Annotated in this window: 14 protein-coding genes; 2 read left to right on the top strand and 12 right to left on the bottom strand. The window is 35.7% G+C overall.

Features of this window, described 5'->3' with window-relative positions:
* Positions 1-84: 84 nt before the first annotated feature.
* The 3 genes from ACEN92_RS07620 to ACEN92_RS07610 all read right to left on the bottom strand — a co-directional run bounded on the left by ACEN92_RS07620 (position 85) and on the right by ACEN92_RS07610 (position 2,479).
* The gene (locus ACEN92_RS07620) at positions 85-1,101 is read right to left on the bottom strand and encodes a M28 family peptidase (protein WP_495641774.1); all 1,017 of its coding nucleotides are present in this window, start codon (positions 1,099-1,101) and stop codon (positions 85-87) included.
* A gap of 23 nt (positions 1,102-1,124) precedes the next feature.
* Positions 1,125-1,898 (bottom strand): dienelactone hydrolase family protein, encoded by a 774-nt coding sequence (locus ACEN92_RS07615; RefSeq protein ID WP_495641773.1) that lies wholly within the window; start codon positions 1,896-1,898, stop codon positions 1,125-1,127.
* A gap of 128 nt (positions 1,899-2,026) precedes the next feature.
* Positions 2,027-2,479, bottom strand: coding sequence for an Lrp/AsnC family transcriptional regulator (locus ACEN92_RS07610; protein ID WP_495641772.1), 453 nt, complete (start codon positions 2,477-2,479; stop codon positions 2,027-2,029).
* A gap of 151 nt (positions 2,480-2,630) precedes the next feature.
* Between ACEN92_RS07610 and rocD the strand changes: the two genes are divergently transcribed.
* Complete coding sequence (rocD, locus tag ACEN92_RS07605) at positions 2,631-3,884, top strand: ornithine--oxo-acid transaminase (RefSeq protein WP_495641771.1); 1,254 nt, start codon at positions 2,631-2,633, stop codon at positions 3,882-3,884.
* A gap of 192 nt (positions 3,885-4,076) precedes the next feature.
* The gene (locus tag ACEN92_RS07600; RefSeq protein ID WP_495641770.1) at positions 4,077-4,529 is read left to right on the top strand and encodes a DUF1810 domain-containing protein; all 453 of its coding nucleotides are present in this window, start codon (positions 4,077-4,079) and stop codon (positions 4,527-4,529) included.
* A gap of 380 nt (positions 4,530-4,909) precedes the next feature.
* Here the strand turns inward: ACEN92_RS07600 and ACEN92_RS07595 are convergent, their stop codons facing one another.
* The 9 genes from ACEN92_RS07595 to ACEN92_RS07555 form a co-directional block, all read right to left on the bottom strand.
* Positions 4,910-6,781 (bottom strand): family 2A encapsulin nanocompartment cargo protein cysteine desulfurase, encoded by a 1,872-nt coding sequence (locus tag ACEN92_RS07595; RefSeq protein ID WP_495641769.1) that lies wholly within the window; start codon positions 6,779-6,781, stop codon positions 4,910-4,912.
* The gene (locus ACEN92_RS07590; protein ID WP_495641768.1) at positions 6,765-7,685 is read right to left on the bottom strand and encodes a family 2A encapsulin nanocompartment shell protein; all 921 of its coding nucleotides are present in this window, start codon (positions 7,683-7,685) and stop codon (positions 6,765-6,767) included. The genes ACEN92_RS07595 and ACEN92_RS07590 overlap by 17 nt, the downstream gene beginning before the upstream one ends.
* A gap of 178 nt (positions 7,686-7,863) precedes the next feature.
* Positions 7,864-8,772 carry a cysteine synthase A gene (gene cysK / locus ACEN92_RS07585; RefSeq protein ID WP_495641767.1) on the bottom strand — a complete coding sequence of 303 codons (909 nt, stop codon included), beginning with the start codon at positions 8,770-8,772 and terminating at the stop codon, positions 7,864-7,866.
* Positions 8,773-8,853: 81 nt separating this feature from the next.
* The gene (gene epsC, locus ACEN92_RS07580) at positions 8,854-9,678 is read right to left on the bottom strand and encodes a serine O-acetyltransferase EpsC (protein WP_495641766.1); all 825 of its coding nucleotides are present in this window, start codon (positions 9,676-9,678) and stop codon (positions 8,854-8,856) included.
* Positions 9,679-9,706: 28 nt separating this feature from the next.
* Positions 9,707-11,347 carry an arylsulfatase gene (locus ACEN92_RS07575; protein ID WP_495641765.1) on the bottom strand — a complete coding sequence of 547 codons (1,641 nt, stop codon included), beginning with the start codon at positions 11,345-11,347 and terminating at the stop codon, positions 9,707-9,709.
* Positions 11,348-11,905: 558 nt separating this feature from the next.
* On the bottom strand, positions 11,906-13,168 hold the full coding sequence (locus tag ACEN92_RS07570; protein WP_495641764.1) for a YeiH family protein: 1,263 nt from the start codon (positions 13,166-13,168) through the stop codon (positions 11,906-11,908).
* A gap of 409 nt (positions 13,169-13,577) precedes the next feature.
* Complete coding sequence (locus ACEN92_RS07565) at positions 13,578-14,297, bottom strand: thioredoxin domain-containing protein (RefSeq protein ID WP_495641763.1); 720 nt, start codon at positions 14,295-14,297, stop codon at positions 13,578-13,580.
* A gap of 5 nt (positions 14,298-14,302) precedes the next feature.
* Entirely contained in the window at positions 14,303-15,376 is a 1,074-nt protein-coding gene (locus ACEN92_RS07560) for a sterol desaturase family protein (protein WP_495641762.1), read from the bottom strand.
* A gap of 190 nt (positions 15,377-15,566) precedes the next feature.
* Positions 15,567-17,483, bottom strand: a complete 1,917-nt coding sequence (locus ACEN92_RS07555; protein ID WP_495641761.1) for an arylsulfatase — start codon at positions 17,481-17,483, stop codon at positions 15,567-15,569.
* Between the last annotated feature and the right edge of the window lie 114 nt (positions 17,484-17,597).

The following is a 17,597-nucleotide window of genomic DNA, read 5'->3' as shown; positions in this document are numbered from 1 at the left end:
AAAAAGGATGAGCTAAAAACTCATCCTTTTTATTTCAAGATCTCTGAACCTTTGTAACTTTAAAACTTTGTGCCTAATAAAACCCTATTTTTTATCAACTACCGGTCTGTTTTCTCTGTTAGCCAGTTCCCAGGCAACAACAAAAGCAAGTTGAGCTCTTTTAGTTAAAGCATCATATTCAATTTTTTGAGGTTCATCACCTTTTCCGTGGTAATCTTCGTGAACCCCATTAAAAAAGAAAACTGCCGGAATTCCATGTTTTGCGAAGTTATAATGATCAGAACGTTCATAAAAATGATTCGGATCTTTAGGGTCATTAAATTTAAAATCTAAATCTAATTTGGTGTATTTTTCGTTTTGAGCGACAACTGCATTATGTAAATCAGTCGATAATCTATTGGCTCCAATTACATACACATAATTGTTTGTTTTAGCATGTTCTACATCGCGACGGCCAATCATATCGATATTGATATCAGTGATTGTATTTGCAATAGGAAATAACGGGTTTTCAGAATAATAACGTGATCCGTGTAAGCCATGCTCTTCACCGGTAACGTGCAGGAATAAAATAGAACGTTTAGGTCCATGCCCGTCTTTTTTAGCTTTAGCAAATGCTTTGGCCATTTCTAATAAAGCTACTGTTCCTGAACCGTCATCGTCAGCTCCGTTATAAACTTCTCCATTTTGTATTCCTACGTGATCATAATGTGCAGAGATTACCAAAATTTCATCCGGTTTTTCAGAACCTTCTATGTAAGCCCAGATATTTTCTGAATCAGGTAAGTTCTCATTACGTCTGGCATTTAAAAATGCAGCAGGAATATGTTGGTAATAATCTGCTGCTCCTTTAGGAAACGGAACATCATTTTTCTTGTATTGTTCAATCATATAAAGTCCGGCTTTTTTTTGTCCTTTTGAGCCAGTTTCACGACCTTCCATTTCATCTGAAGCAACAACATAAAGCATTGTTTTTAAATCTTTCTCAGAAATGAGTTTCATATATTTTGTTGGATCAGAATTATCTTTTGAAGCAACTGACTGCGTATTTTTACATGAGAATGCAGAAACAATTAATAATAGAATTGCAATTTTTTTCATTTAGTTATTATAAATTTTTAGAATTATTTTTTTAAAACTTCATTCAGGAAAAGCTGTAAGTGTTCGAATGATCTTTTTGCGGCTACCGGATTATAAGCAGCACCTTTTGAGTTGTCATTTCCTGCTTCAGGGTTAGTAAATGAGTGTACGGCATTTGCATAATAAATCATCTGCCAATCTGCTTTTGTATCACGCATTTCCTGTTGAAAAGCAGTTATTTCTTCTTTTGGAACAAATGGATCATCGGCGCCATGGCAAATTAAAACTTTGGCTGTAATTGGTTCAGCTGGTCTGGATGCATCCTTGCCTAAACCACCATGGAATGAGGCCACGCCTTTTAAATTCAAATGTCCGCGAGCGGCTTCTAAAACTCCCGTTCCTCCAAAACAATAACCGATAGCTACAATATTATCAGCATTTGCACCGGATTTTATTAATTGGTCTAAAGCTAATTGAATTCGTTTTTGATAGGCTTCATAATTCTTTTTGTAAAAGCCTGCTTGTTTGCCTGCTTCTGAAGTATTTGTTGGATAATTTCCTTCGCCATAGATGTCGGCGATGAAAACAGTATACCCCAATTTTGATAAGTTTTGGGCAATTTCTTTTGAAGCAGTATCAATTCCAAGCCATGCTGGTAATAATAAAATGCCAGGATTCTGACTGCTTTTTTTAACAGCTTTTATTGATAGTCCATTTAAAACCTGATTTCCATCTGTGTATTTTACTGTTTTTAATTGTGCATTCATAGTCCCAAAAGGTAATAAGATAGCTAAAAATAAGAGTGCTGTTTTTTTCATAATTTCACAATTTTAAACAAATATCTGAAATATAATGGTACAAAAAAACCTCAAAGTGTTTTCTTGAGGTTGTGTAAGGAATTTAATTTATTGAATATTATTTATATAGTGAATAATTTGAATTCATTTTACAACGTAATATTTCTTTTAAAAGCACATCCTAATTCAACTATCGAATCGGTTTTGGCAATACCTGAAATCCGATCAATTTTTTCATAAAGGACTTTTCGCATGTGTTCATGATTTTTGGCTATGATTTTTATGTAAAGTGTGAAAGAACCTGTTACGTAATAACATTCTGTAATCTCCGGAATGGCTTTTAATTCTTCAATAATTCTGTCCGAATCTGAATCTTTATTGAGTGTAATCCCGGTAAAGGAAGCCCAGTCATAACCAATTTTTTTTTCGTTGACCAAAGGCTTAATTCCTGAAATGACACCTTGTTCGATCAAACGGCTGACGCGCTGATGTACCATAGTATTTGAAATTTTTAAAGCAGCAGCGATAGATGAAAAAGCCATTCTGCCATCTTTTTCCAGTTCTTTGATAATTTTGATGTCAAATTCGTCTAATATATCCATTTCTTCCTATGTTAAAAATAAAATTGACTTTTATTTTAGGTATTTAATTTAAAAATAACTTTTATATGGGTAAATAAAGTCAAAAGTATGTATTTTTATTGTAAAATAAAATAATATCGTTATTTTTGTAAAAAGATTTAAATACAGAATCATGGCACATACAAAAGAAATTCTTTCATCAAAATCAGAAATTTTAATAGAGAAAGAAAATAAATACGGAGCTCATAATTACCATCCGCTTCCGGTAGTTTTAGACAGGGGAGAAGGGGTATATGTATGGGATGTTGACGGAAAGAAATATTATGATTTTTTATCGGCTTATTCTGCTGTAAATCAAGGGCATTGTCATCCTAAAATTGTGGGTGCAATGGTAGAACAAGCGCAAAAACTGACATTGACCTCCCGTGCTTTTTACAATGATAAATTAGGAAATTACGAAGAATATGTAACCAATTATTTTGGATTTGATAAAGTTCTGCCAATGAATACAGGTGCTGAAGCGGTTGAAACGGCATTGAAATTATGCAGAAAATGGGCTTACGAAGTAAAAGGGATTCATGAAAACCTGGCACAAATTATTGTTTGTGAGAATAATTTTCATGGAAGAACGACTACAATTATTTCATTTTCGAATGATGAAAGTGCCCGTAAAAGTTTCGGACCATTTACAGAAGGATTTATAAAAATTGAATACGATAATCTGGATGCTTTGGAAAAAGTACTGGAATCATCCAAAAATATTGCCGGTTTTCTGGTTGAACCGATTCAGGGAGAAGCCGGAGTGTATGTTCCGAGTGAAGGATATCTGGTAAAAGCAAAAGCACTTTGCGAAAAACATAATGTATTGTTTATTGCCGATGAAGTTCAGACCGGCATTGCCCGTACAGGAAGATTATTAGCAGTTCACCACGAAAATGTACAGCCTGATATTTTGATTTTAGGGAAAGCAATTTCAGGAGGTGTTTATCCTGTTTCGGCGGTTTTGGCGAATAATGAAATTATGAATGTTATCAAGCCGGGACAACACGGTTCAACCTTTGGCGGAAACCCTGTTGCGGCGGCTGTTGCCATTGCAGCTCTTGAAGTGGTGAAAGACGAAAATCTGGCTGAAAATGCAGAACGTTTAGGAATTATTTTAAGAAAAGGATTAAACGAAATCGCTGAACGTAATGACTTAATTACTTTAGTTCGTGGAAAAGGTTTACTGAACGCCATCGTAATTAATTGTGATGAAGAGTCAGATTTGGCATGGGAAATCTGCCTGAAATTCAGAGATAACGGTTTATTGGCAAAACCAACCCACGGAAATAAAATCCGTCTGGCTCCGCCATTGGTTATTACCGAAGTACAAATTCAGGAATGCCTTGAAATTATTGAGAAATCTTTGAATGATTTCAAAAATTAAAGATTTTATTTCATTATAAAGAACAAAAAAATGCAGCTGCGATCACTTAGTTCGCAGCTGTTTTTTTTATAAATTGAAATTATATAATAAAGCCGCGTTAATTATATAAATTTTAAAGTATGAACGTGAGTAGTTTTGAATGACCTTAAAACTAAAGACTTAAAATTTGTTTAACCTTAAAAATTACATCAGATGGCTTACGCAAATAATGACTTAACACGCTTTTTAGATGCACAGAACAAACTTTATCTTACTGCTTACTCCGAACTGAAAAAAGGGAAGAAAGAAACGCATTGGATGTGGTTTATTTTTCCGCAGATAAAAGATTTGGGAAAAAGTGCAATCGCTAAATATTATGCTATTGCTGATCTTAAAGAAGCAGAAGATTTTCTAAATCATCCTGTTTTGGCAAAACATTTGATTGAAATTTCTAAAGTTTTATTAGAATATAAAACAAAATCAATCGAGGCTATTCTTGGAGAATTAAATGCAAGAAAACTTCGTTCTTCCATGACTCTTTTTTCTCAGGTAGAAAATGCAGATCCTGTATTTCAGGAAATCTTGGATGTATTTTTCTCAGGATATTCAGATCCGCTTACTTTGTCAAAGACAGAAGTTTCATTAGAAATTGCTATGGCATCCTAAATTTTACTTTTTAAATTCCTGAAACCGATTATTAATTTTTGAAGCAGAAAGATTAGGTGTTTTTAGCAGGCATCGTCCCGCTTTTCATTACAAACGAAGTTCACTGAACTCCGATTAAATAAAAGTTAAGTGAAGTAATCTTTTGCGCCGAACCCCGGCACAAAAGGATTTCCTTTACAATCGGGGCTAAAATGAAATATTTTTCTTTTGCCAACATTCAAAAGTAATAATTTAACGTTCATTATAGCAAACGGTTTCAACCTTCAGGTTATATAAATCAAAAAGCGATTGCATAAAACAATCGCCTTCTGTTTATAATTGCTTAAAATATCAAAAAAAGCAATTATTGGGTTGAGTTGCTTTTCATCAACTCTGTATTATTAAAATTTAATTTTTTTAAGTTCCCACAAAGTCTCGATAAATTTATCGACATCCTGCGTAGTGTTGTAAAAAGCCAGTGAAGGTCGAACAGTGGTTTCAACTCCCAATCTGCGTAAAATAGGCTGGGCACAATGATGACCGGTTCTAACCGCGATTCCTTCCTTGTTTAAAGCCTGACCCACTTCGTCGTTTGTGTAGCCTTGCAAATTAAAGGAAAGCACGCTGGCTTTATTGGCAGCAGTCCCTATTAATCGAACTCCCGGAATTTCTTTGATCAGTTTCGTAGCATACTCTAACAAATAATGTTCGTATTGCCCAATCGCATTGATACCAATTTTTGAAACATAATCAATAGCTGCTCCAAGTCCGATAGCATCTGCAATATTTCCGGTTCCGGCTTCGAAACGATTCGGTGCTTTGTGGTATTTTATCTCCTCAAAAGTAACATCCTGAATCATATTTCCGCCTGACTGATACGGCTGCATATCGTTTAACAATTCTTCTTTTCCGTATAAAACACCAATTCCGGTTGGTCCAAAAAGTTTATGTCCTGAAAAAACCAGCCAATCGGCATTTAAATCCTGAACATCTACTTTCATGTGTGAAACAGATTGTGCTCCGTCCAATAAAACTTTGGCTCCGACAGCATGTGCCATTTCGACCATTTTTTTAGCTGGCGTTACGGTTCCGAGCGCATTGGAGACTTGTGTAAAAGCTACAATTTTAGTTTTCGAATTCAGTAATTTGGCATATTCATCCAATAGAATTTGTCCATCATCATCCACCGGAATTACTCGTAGTTTCAAACCTTTTTTATCGGCCAGGCGTTTCCAAGGAACAATATTGGCGTGATGTTCCAAGTTACTCACAACAATTTCGTCTCCGGCAGACAGATTGTTATCTCCCCAGCTTTGTGCCACCAGATTGATACCTTCGGTAGCTCCGCGAACAAATATAATTTCGTTTAAAGAACCTGCGTTAAGAAACACTTTTACCTTTTCTCGAGCAGCTTCATAAGCATCAGATGCCCTTGCGGCCAATTCGTGTGCTGCCCTGTGGATATTTGAATTTTCATGCTCATAAAAAAAAGCAATACGATCGATTACCGATTTTGGTTTTTGCGTAGTTGCCGCATTATCAAACCAGATCAAAGGCTTTCCGTTTACTTTTTCGCTTAGAATCGGAAAATCTTTTTTAATCAGATTAGCATCAAAAGGAGCAATTTCTAATTGATTAAATTCATTAAATGAACTTCGCTTACCTGCTGATGGAAACGAGTTTTTTTTATCAAAAGCAAAAGGATTATTCTCTAAGAAATAATACGAATTTTGAATTTCTGCCGGATTTGATTTTAAACCGGATTGAATCCCAAATGCGGTATTGACACTTGCCAATGCTGCTGCTAATTCACTTTCAAAGGATGAACCCTGCGTTTGAAAAGGGAGATAATTATTATTTAAATCCAAAGAAGAAAATGCATTATTATCCTGACTTTTCCCCCTTAAATTAACATCATTAAAACCCGTAACAGGATTATTGATATTGAAATCCTTGTCATTTGGAAAAGCGGTACCCGAATCTGTATTTGCATAGTTTCCAACAGAAGATGATCTCCCGAAACCACTCACAGGAGAATGGGATGAGTAGGCTGTTGCCGGGTTTTGCAAACTGGTATTCGGTGTAAAATCTGCCAGATTTCCTGCACTCAATAGTGTTTCTACAACTTTCGTAGCTTTTGGATGATCGTTAAGATCAGGACTCAGGGAAATTTCTTTTGGAAACTCATTAGGCAAGGTCTTAAACAACTCGTTGGCTATGTGCTGCAGATCGTCTACGTTATACAAACCGTTGTTATTAGTATTTGTACTCATGATACTTTCCTATTTCTACATCTTCCAGAACAGCGATAGCGTCATCTACCAATATGGCCAATGAGCAATAAAGCGATACTAAATAAGAAGCAATTGCTTTTTCGTTTATTCCCATGAAACGAACAGATAATCCGGGTGATTGCTCACCTTGTAATCCTGGCTGAATCAATCCGATAACACCCTGACGGCTTTCGCCAGTACGTAATAAAATGATTTTTGATTTACCGTTTTGAATAGGCAGTTTATCAGATGGAATTAGTGGAATTCCTCTCCATGTTAAAAATTGAGAACCAAATAAAGAAGTTGTCGGAGGCGGAACACCACGACGTGTACATTCACGTCCAAAAGCAGCAATCGCTAACGGATGTAATAAGAAAAATCCCGGCTCTTTCCATACTTTTGTCAACAATTCGTCTAAATCATCAGGTGTTGGAGCTCCGGTTCTTGTTTTTATAATTTGCGAAGGCGCAACATTACTCAATAAACCATAATCTTTGTTATTGATTAATTCGCTTTCCTGACGTTCTTTTATCGTTTCGATAGCCAAACGTAATTGCTCTGTAATTTGGTTGTAAGGCTTGCTGTATAAGTCTGAAACACGTGTATGTACATCTACAATAGTCTGAACTGCAGCCAGATTATATTCTCTTGGATTATCGATATAATCCACAAATGTGTTAGGAAGAATCCTTTCGTCTCTTGCCGAGCAATCTACTTCAATGTGGCTTCCGTCTTTTACTTTATTCAGACGATAAACTCCCGATTCTACCGGAGTCCAGTGTAAAAGATGTGTTAACCAGCGTGGTGAAATGTTCCCAATTTGTGGTGCTGAACGGGTTGCGATCGCTAATTGCCTTGCAGCTACATCGCCTAATGCGGTCTGTTGTTTTTTTAATTCTGCCATTTTGCTAATTTTAAATTTATTTATAGTTAATTGATTCTTTAAATGTGCATTTCATAAATTTATTTCCTTAAAAATATAAGTAAAGTTATGTTAAAAATAATATACTCAAAATAAATAATTATCTAAATTTTTTCTTTATTTGGATTGTAAAATATTAAATTAGAGGATTATAAATCGGTTAAAACAATTCTTCAACCGAAAGGTATCTTTCACCTGTATCATAATTAAAAGTAAGGACTACGGCATTTTCCGGAATGTCTTTTAGTTTCTGTGAAACGGCTGATAGCACAGCTCCTGTTGAAATACCTGCAAAAATTCCTTCTTCACGGGTTATTTTTTTCGCGTAAGCAAAAGCAGCTTCTTTTTCTACAGTAACAATCGCGTCGATATATTTACCATTGAAAACTCCTGGAATAAATCCTGCACCAATTCCTTGCAAAGGATGCGGGGAAGGCTGACCTCCACTCAAAACCGGTGAAAGGGAAGGTTCTACTGCATAGGTTTTTAAATTTGGAAAATGCTGTTTTAATATTTTGGAAACTCCGGTAATATGCCCACCCGTTCCAACGCCTGTAATCAGATAATCAATTCCATCAGGAAAATCTTTTATAATTTCCTGAGCTGTTGTTTTTTCGTGAACTTCAACATTTGACGGATTATCAAATTGTAATGGTATAAATGAGTTAGGAGTGGAGGCAGCCAATTCATGTGCTTTTTCTACAGCGCCCGAAGTTCCTTTTTCCCTTGGCGTCAAAACGAATTCGGCACCATAGGCATTCATGATTTTTCTTCTTTCGATACTCATCGATTCCGGCATTACCAAAATCACTTTGTATCCTTTTACTGCGCCGACCAGTGCAAGTCCAATTCCGGTATTTCCGGAAGTAGGTTCAATAATAATCGAGTCAGGATTTAGAAGTCCTTTCTTCTCGGCATCCTCGATCATTGCCAAAGCGATTCGGTCCTTGATGCTCGAACCCGGATTTGTTTTTTCCAGTTTAATCCAAACCTGATGTTTTTTAAAAAGTTTGTTAAGCCTCACGTGAGGTGTATTGCCTATTGTTTCCAGTATGTTTTGATATTTCATGATTTTGGTCTTTTTTTCACCATGTAAGTGATGTAATTCATTTTAGTTTTTAGTCTGTATAACTTATATGGTTTTAAATTTTTAAATCGAGTAAAAAATAGGTTCAGGAAACGGGTTATTGTCCTTTATTTTCATTTCGTTTTTATGATACACAACTGAATTTGACGGAACCGTGTAGGTAAGCCACACATTTCCTCCAATAATTGAATCCCTGCCTACAATTGTTTGTCCGCCAAGAATGGTGCTATTGGCATAAATAATAACATTATCTTCTATTGTGGGATGCCTTTTTATGAACGCTTCCTCTTTTTTTACGCTCAAAGCACCAAGCGTAACTCCCTGATAGATTTGCACATTATTCCCGATGACAGCAGTTTCGCCAATAACAATTCCGGTTCCGTGATCTATTGCAAAATCATTCCCTATTTGTGCTCCGGGATGAATTTCGATACTAGTCCTGATATGTGCATATTCCGAAATGGTTCTTGCCAAAAGCTTCAAATCCTGTTCCCAAAGCTGATGCGAAAATCGATAAATCGCAATGGCAAAAAAGCCGGGATAGGAATATAGAACTTCTTCTAACGTTTTGGCAGCCGGGTCTTTTGAAAAAATAGTCCGGGCATCATTTAATGCTTTTTTGTGCAATTCAGGCAACGCTTCAAAAAACGTTTTGGTTTGTTGATTGCTTTGATCACTTTCAGGTGCAAAGTCCAATACTAATTCGTTGAATTGAATTTCCAGTTCAGTGAATTTCCCTTCAATAATAGTCACATTTCCAAGCGATTTTGAAGTAGTGGAAAACAAAACACAAAACAAGTCATCAATAAAATGATGGATTAATTTCTTTGGAGGGAGAGTTAATAAGTTTTGATGCTGTCTTGCTATTTCCTGATAAAATGAGATCATGTTAATTATTTTTGTGTTGAAAAAGCTTTTATTTTTTAGCAGCTGCGCCCGGAATCAGTTTGTTCTTTTGTTTGAATTTACTATATTCAACTACTCCGGTTTTCTCTGCCCAATCAAAATATTTAGCCGAGAGGTCGTTTACAATAGCGGGGTTTTGCTGTGCCACATTATTCGTTTCGCCTCTGTCTTTTTCTAAATTATAAAGTTCCCATTGGTAAGACGGATATATAGAAACCAATTTCCATTTGCCTTCTCTTACCGCCCTGTTTCCGGACCTTTCCCAGAATATCGGAGCACCTCGGTTTACTTCTGAAGCACCTTCAAATAAAACAGGCAATAAACTTTTCCCCGGTAGAGAATTTGATGTAACTCCATTAAGTTCTTTAGGATATTCTATTCCTGCCAAATCATAAAAAGTAGGAGCAAGGTCTATAATATGTCCGGTTCCTTTATCAATTCTTCCTGCTTTTATTTTTGATGGAAACCAGGCAATAAAGGGAGAACTAAAACCACCTTCATGCATATTATTTTTATAATCCTGAAGCGGGGTGTTTGATAAATAGGCCCAGTTTTGTTCCTGATAATCAAAAGAACCCGAAGTTCCTATTGGCCCTTCATTCCTAACAAGACCTCTTCCAAGTGGATTATAAGTGTTGAAGCCGCCCTGCGCACCATTATCAGAAATGAAGATAATTAAGGTATTTTTATCTTTTTTAAGCGCTTTTAATTTGTCTAAAACTTTTCCAACATTCTGGTCCATGTTGTCGACCATTGCGGCGTAGACTTCCATTTTGGCTTTCCAAAACTGCTTTTCGTCATACGTCAGTTTATTCCATTCAGGTACTTCAGGATCTCTTGGCGAGATAGTTTGATCAGGTGGTAAAATACCATTTTCCTTCAATTTTTGAATTCTTTTCTCTCTTAAAATGTCCCAGCCTTCATCAAATTTGCCTCTGTATTTGGCAATGTCAACCGGTTTCGCCTGTAAAGGCCAATGGGGCGCTGTAAAAGCTAAGTACAAAAAGAAGGGCTTGCTTTCTTTGTTTTGTTCGTCTAAAAATGTAACAGCATTATTTCCTATCTCATCTGTAAAATAATAGGAATCATCTTTAGGATGCAGAATTTCATTATTCCTGATTAGGGCAACCGGATAAGGTGTTTTTCCGAAAGGCAAAGGTTTCGTATCAAAATAATTGGAGGCTCCTTTTAAGATGCCGTAAAATTTGTCAAAACCTCTCTGATTCGGCCATTGCGATTTGTCTTCAGAACCTACGTGCCATTTTCCGGACAGAATAGTGCTGTAACCTTCGGAACGGAAAACTTCTCCCAAAGTCAGAGATTCTTTGTTTAAATAGCCTTGGTAAGCCGGTAATCCCAGGTTCACATCAAAATAGCCAACTCCTGCTTTATGCTGATATTGTCCGGTTAAAAGAGAAGCTCTAGTTGGCGCACAAATTGAGTTATTGTAAAATTCGCGTAGGCGTGTTCCTTCAGTTGCTAGTCTGTCCAGATTTGGAGTTTTAATTTCAGAGCCATAATTACCTAAATCAGAATAGCCCATATCATCAGCCATGATCAGGATAATATTGGGTTTTGAAGTCGCAGTCTGTGCCTGACCAAAAAAGCTGAATGCAAATATCAGGTTAATGGTAATAAATGTTTTTTTCATTTCTGTATATTTTGATATGCCATTTGATACAAATTATTGTAACAAACAGAAAATTAGATTATGCAAATAAGAAGCTTTTATGGATTTTAAAAGATTCGTTTTATATTTAGACCGATAAATAAAATCGATTATAACGGATTAGCACGAGTATTTTAACAACAGAAGCACATACAACAAAAAGTGTTATAAGTGTACTTTTTAGGAAGAATGTAATAAGATTTGCTTTCTGTTGTTTTCAAAATGTAATTTTTTAGATTTAAATAAGATTTAAATTCTACTAATTCTATAGACAAAGTTAAATTTATTATAATGAAATCCAAAAAAATATTCAATTATTTTTTTAAATAGTAGGGCAGAAACTTTTTATAAGGGATAAATATAGTATAAAATACTGATTTTTAATGTTATATGGTGTTTGTTTTTTGTGGCATTAAACAGAAAAAGAAGTCCAAAACACTAGATGCTTAGCATTTTAGACTTCTTTTTATATTTTTAAAACTTTTGGAAAACAAAAATGATGTTTTAAGCGAAAAGAATCATAATTCTTTAGAGTTTAAATTATTGACCAAATAGTAAAAAGGCAATAATTAACGTAATAATCACATTAAAAAACTGAGCAATCAAAAAAGCATATAAAGGTTTTTTACTAGTGTTACTGAATAAATCCTTAAAGTTGGTTTCTAATCCAATACTGGTAAAAGCCAAAGCAAACCAAATTCCCTGCAGATTTTTTAAACTGTCTTTTACTGTATCCCTTGTTTCTGAAGTTAATAAGAAAGAAAACACTAAGGAAGCAGCGATAAAACCAAGGACAAACTTTGGAAAACGTTCCCAAATAACACCTAACGTAGGTTTTGATGCAACGGCTTCAGAAGATTTATTGTGAGTGTATGTCCAATAAACAGAAATTGCAAAAGCGGCTATTCCCAATAAAACATTTTGTGAAAATTTGACAATGGTGCTAATCTTCAACGCAGTTTCTCCAACCAATGTGCCTGAGGCCACAACAGCTCCCGATGTATCAATACTGCCGCCTAGCCAGGCTCCGGTCACTTCTTCGGGAAAATTAAAATATTTGGCAATGATTGGCATGAAAATCATCATTGGGATGGCGGTTACCAATACCATAGAAATTACATACGACAGTTTTTTTGAATCTCCTTTGATTGCTCCAGAAGTTGCAATTGCTGCAGAAACCCCACAGATAGATACGGCACTCGAAATCATCATCGTTAATTCATCATCGACTTTTAGTTTTTTACAAAGCCAAAATGCAAAATACCAAACCGATAAAACCACAATCAAAGCCTGAATTAACCCTAAAGAACCTGCTTTCAGAATGTCTGAAAAAATCACACTGGTTCCCAATAAAACCAAACCGATTTTTACAAAAACTTCTGTTGAAAGTGCTGAACGAAACCATTCAGGAAGATTGAAAAAATTGCCTATTGCCAGACCAATAATCAAACTAAAGATTACGGCTTCTAAATTAAGTCCTTTAATGGTTGTATTTCCTGCAATAACCAAAGCTAAAACAGTCAACAGGTATACGGTTGGGAATCCCAATAAAAAGTTTTTTACTGATTTACCCGTTAAAAAAGCGGCTGTGCTTCCTATAACAATCAGGTAAATAAATTGAACTAACAGAATTTGCAAATTTCCGATGGCAAATACATCCTTCAGTAAATCGGCTCCGTTGGACCATTTGAATACAGGTACTTCAGGAAGAAATATAAATAATGAAATTCCGATGATTACAAATCCTAATAGTACGACTGTCCAGTCTTCGTGAAGGGTATATTGTTTTGTATTGTTTGACATTTTTAGTTGAATTGATTTGAAGTATTTTCTCTAAAATTTAGTATTTAATAGTCTCCTTCTTTAGTTCAATGTTATTAAGTTAAGGATTTCTTGCCAGTTTTTTTTTAATATAACTCTCGCAAAGGCGCGAAGGCACAAAGAAATCGGTTCTAAACTTTGTGCCTTCGCGCCTTTGCGAGAAAAACAAAGTTTAACTTAATGAGATTGTGCTTTAGCTAGAGAAACTAGTTTGCACCTTGAAATTGCCGAATAAAACTTTTAGCTTGGCATTTATGATTTTAAATTGATAACCTACAAGGTTTTTAGAAACCTTGCAGGATAGCAAAAAAACAAAAAACAAAACTTAACCACTTAATATGTTTTATAGTATTCCTGATCAGTTCTCTTAAATTGATCAGATATGGCTTTATTAATTATTTTGAGCCAAAGCGAAATCAACATCTTTTTTTAAATCCCCTAATCTATCTTTTTTGAAAGTAATTTTTCCCTTTTGATATAAAATCAAGGTCGGAAAAACTTTTACTGTTTTTAGATCAGCTATGACTTGCGGATTATCTTCTAAATCTATTTCTACAATTTTTAAATTATCTCCGTATTGAGCTCTAATAGTCTCCAGGACAGGTTTTACTTTTTTGCAGGCACCACAATATGCGGATCCGATGTCAACCAAAACAGTATTGTTATTGGCAATGATTTTGTTGTATTCTTTTAATGATAATTTGCTTTTGCTGTTAGAATAGAAGGGTTTTCCACCACCAATCCAATTTGCAATACCGCCTTCTAAACTATAAGCTTCCTTAAAGCCGGTTTTCAATAATTCTTTTTCCAGCTGTACGCTTCTTCCTGCAGCAATTGAATAGATAAAAACAGGTTTTGATTGGTCTAATTTTGCAACATATTTATCATAATCTTTCGATTGCAGATTAAAATTTACAGCGCCTTCGATATGATTTAAGGCAAATTCTTCAGGAGCTCTTGCATCAATGATTTGTGGCTTTTCCTGGCTTTTTATTTTCGTGTAAAACGAATCTAAAGGCAAGGTATTACTGTTCCCATTTTGGGAAAAACCAGCAATTGTAATTAGAAATACAATTGCTGCTATGCTGTGTTTAGTGATTTTATTTTTCATAATTTTTAGGATTGAGATTGAACCTGTTCCAAATAACTCGGATTCTGAGAACCAATATTTGCTTTTTGTGTTAATGGTACAGAAAGGACTCCTTCGGCCAGAGCACTTCCTTCCTTTTTAGATTTGAATATCGGCCAAAGAAATTGTGCGTACCATTCTTCTTGTTTGTATGATTTCATTCCGTATGATTTTGGAAATTGACGGGTAATTAAACCGGTTCCAAAAATCACATCCCAGATAAAAAACATATTCCCGAAATTTCCTTTGAAATGCCCTACGCCATCTCCGCTTGTATCTGCATGATGTGCGTGATGTGTTGCCGGAGTTGAAATCAATCGTTCTAAAACCCATGCGGCAGGATGAAGTACTTTGTATTTGTAAAAAGGTTTATCCCAGGCAATACTGGAATGTGCTGTTAATGTAATGATGCTTTTTATAACCAATACAAACAAAGCAGGTAACCCCAAACCTAGAAAGGTTAAAGTTGCTGTTAAGTAAATCTGAGAGAAAAACACCGTGTAAATAAAGTTTTGTCTCGAAAGCATCGCCATTCCCATGTATGGAGCCGAATGATGCGTTCTGTGAAAACGCCATAAAAACGGAACCTGATGATGTAAACGGTGGTACCAATACTGAGTAAGATCATCGGCTACTGCAATCAGGAAAAAACCTCCCCAAAACGGAACCCATGAAAGTGTATTGGCCAGATTTGGAATTAAATTTGGTAAGACCGTTAAGCTGAAAAAAGCAATTACCGGAGGTAAAATCAATTTTGGAGCTAAAAAACTAACAATATCTATTTTGCGTTCTTCGCCTGTCCATTGATCATCATATAGGCCTGCTCCAAATTCGATGATTCCTAAAACAAGCATAAAAACTGTTAATCCCCAGGTGCGGATGTTCTCGAAAGCCGGTTTTGTAAATTCTAAAAATGAGGGTAATGAAATATGTGATTCGCTTACAACGCCATTACTTAATTTGAAATAAAGGTAAATTGCCAATACCGGCAATGTGTATAACAAAAGACTGATGCTCAAATCTCTTGTCAGTTTGCTTTTTGAATTATGATCTGTTGCCATGATTTCTTATTTTAAAAATTGATTAATTAATGCTAAACCTCCGGCCAAAATAACCAGCGGTACTAAAAACAAGATTGTTCCAACGACAATCTTTTTTCCTATAATTTCATAATCTGTTCGTTTCATGATCATTTGATTTAAAAGAATCAGGTCTTAGAGGTGTATTCGAAAGACCTGAATTCCGAATTTATTAATTGGTACCACCTGGTTTGGTTGCCTGCTGAATCAAATCCTGAACAGTTTTATCCTTATCAGCTCCGGTATTATGTATTTTTCTGCTATACACATCTTGCCAGTCAATTAGCGGATAAAGATTATTCTCTTTGGCTTGCTCGTCAAACAGTTTTTTAAGTTCGGCTAATTTTTCAGGATGTTTTTTTGCCAGGTCATTTCGTTCGTTAAAATCTTCGTTTAGGTTGTATAATTCCCAAACATCTGTATCAAAATTACTTGGCGCAGGTTTTTCATTTTTACCCAGACTGTTTTTCACAGCAAACGAATCAGGTAAATGAGCTGCAGCGGCTTTCCATCCATCTTTGTAAATAGCTCTGTTTCCAAAAATGTAATAATATTGTACCTTGTGCAGCGATTCTGCTTTTGGATTATCTAAAGAAGCCTGAAAGGAGGAACCTTGGATTTTATCCTGTTTAATTTCTCTGATATATTCCGGAGTTTTAATTCCTGCAATATCCAATGTTGTTGGGAGTAAGTCTGTTACGTGGCTGTATTGATTTCTGATTCCTCCTTTTTCCTTAATTGCCTTCGGATAATAAACAATCAGCGGATTACGTGTTCCGCCTTCTGAATGTGCATCCTGTTTCCAGTTTTTAAAAGGAGCATTTGTTGCCTGCGCCCATCCTAAAGGGAAATTTGTATTCAGACCTTTTGCCGTTCCAATTTCTCCGATATTATTTAAATTATCCTGAAGGTTTTTTTCATCAACGATTTGAGAAAAAAGCTTTTGGTTTATCGTCCCTTGCAAAGTACCTTCTTTGCTGGCACCATTATCACCAATAGCAACAAAAATCAGAGTATTATCTAATTGATTGCTTTCCTTTAGATAATTGATTACCCTTCCAATTTCGTGATCCGTATAAGTAAGGTATCCTGCATACACTTCCATAAATCTGGCATATACTTTCTTTTGATCCGGACTTAGTTTTTTCCAGTCTGTAATAAGCGGATTGCGTTCCGGTAATACAGCGTTAGCAGGGATTACACCCAGTTTTTTTTGATTTGCCAATACTTTTTCACGATAAACATCCCAGCCGTCGTCAAATTTTCCTTTATACGCATCGCTCCAGGAAGCTTCTACCTGATGAGGTGCGTGAACAGCTCCCGGGGCATAGTACAAAAAGAAGGGTTTGTCCGGAGCCGCTTTATGCTGCTTAGTGATATAACTAATGGCTTTATCCGTAATCTGATCGGTTAGATGTCTGCCGTCTGGAGTTACATGTGCATTGTCTTCTACTAAATCAGGTTTGTACTGATCGGTTTGCGACCCTAAGAAACCAAAAAAATGTTCAAATCCTTTACCGGTTGGCCATCTGTCAAAAGGTCCGGCATCAGTTGCCTCTTCATCAGGAGTCAATCCATATTTACCCACAGCAAAAGTGTTGTAACCCTTATCTCTTAAAATCTCAGCAATTGTTCCTTTGTCTGATGGAATTCTTCCGTCCCAGCCAGGAAATCCTGCAGATAAAATTGTGTGTGAAAAACCGCTTTCGTGAACTCTTCCTGAATTTCTTCCTGTTAATAATGCTGCGCGGGTAGGAGCACAAATTGCCATTGTATGAAAATTGGTATAACGTAAACCATTATTGGCCAAATTATCAAAAGTTGGTGTTTGAATTAAACCCCCAAAAGCACTGGAGGCTCCAAATCCTACATCATCCAGTAAAATCCAGACAATATTTGGTGCGCCGGCAGGCGCTTTTACAGGTTCCGGCCAATATTCTTTAGAATCGGCTAAGGTTTTTCCAATTACACCTTTGAAATTGGCACCTTGTTCATTTTGCGCAAAACCCAATTGAGCAATTAGCAATGCGGTAATCAAAAGTCCTTTTTGCGGACTCATAAGTTTTGAATTAAATTTAAATTTTTTCATTTCCAGTTATTTTTATAGTTAATTAACACCCCTTTTCAGGTTAGTATTTTATTTGTTTTATTATGTAATTACATGGATTTAGTAGAGTTTTTATTTGTGTTTATTTAAGACGTA

The sequence above is a fragment of the Flavobacterium sp. Flavsp81 genome, from assembly GCF_059491325.1.
This window is presented reverse-complemented; position numbering and strand designations above follow the sequence as displayed.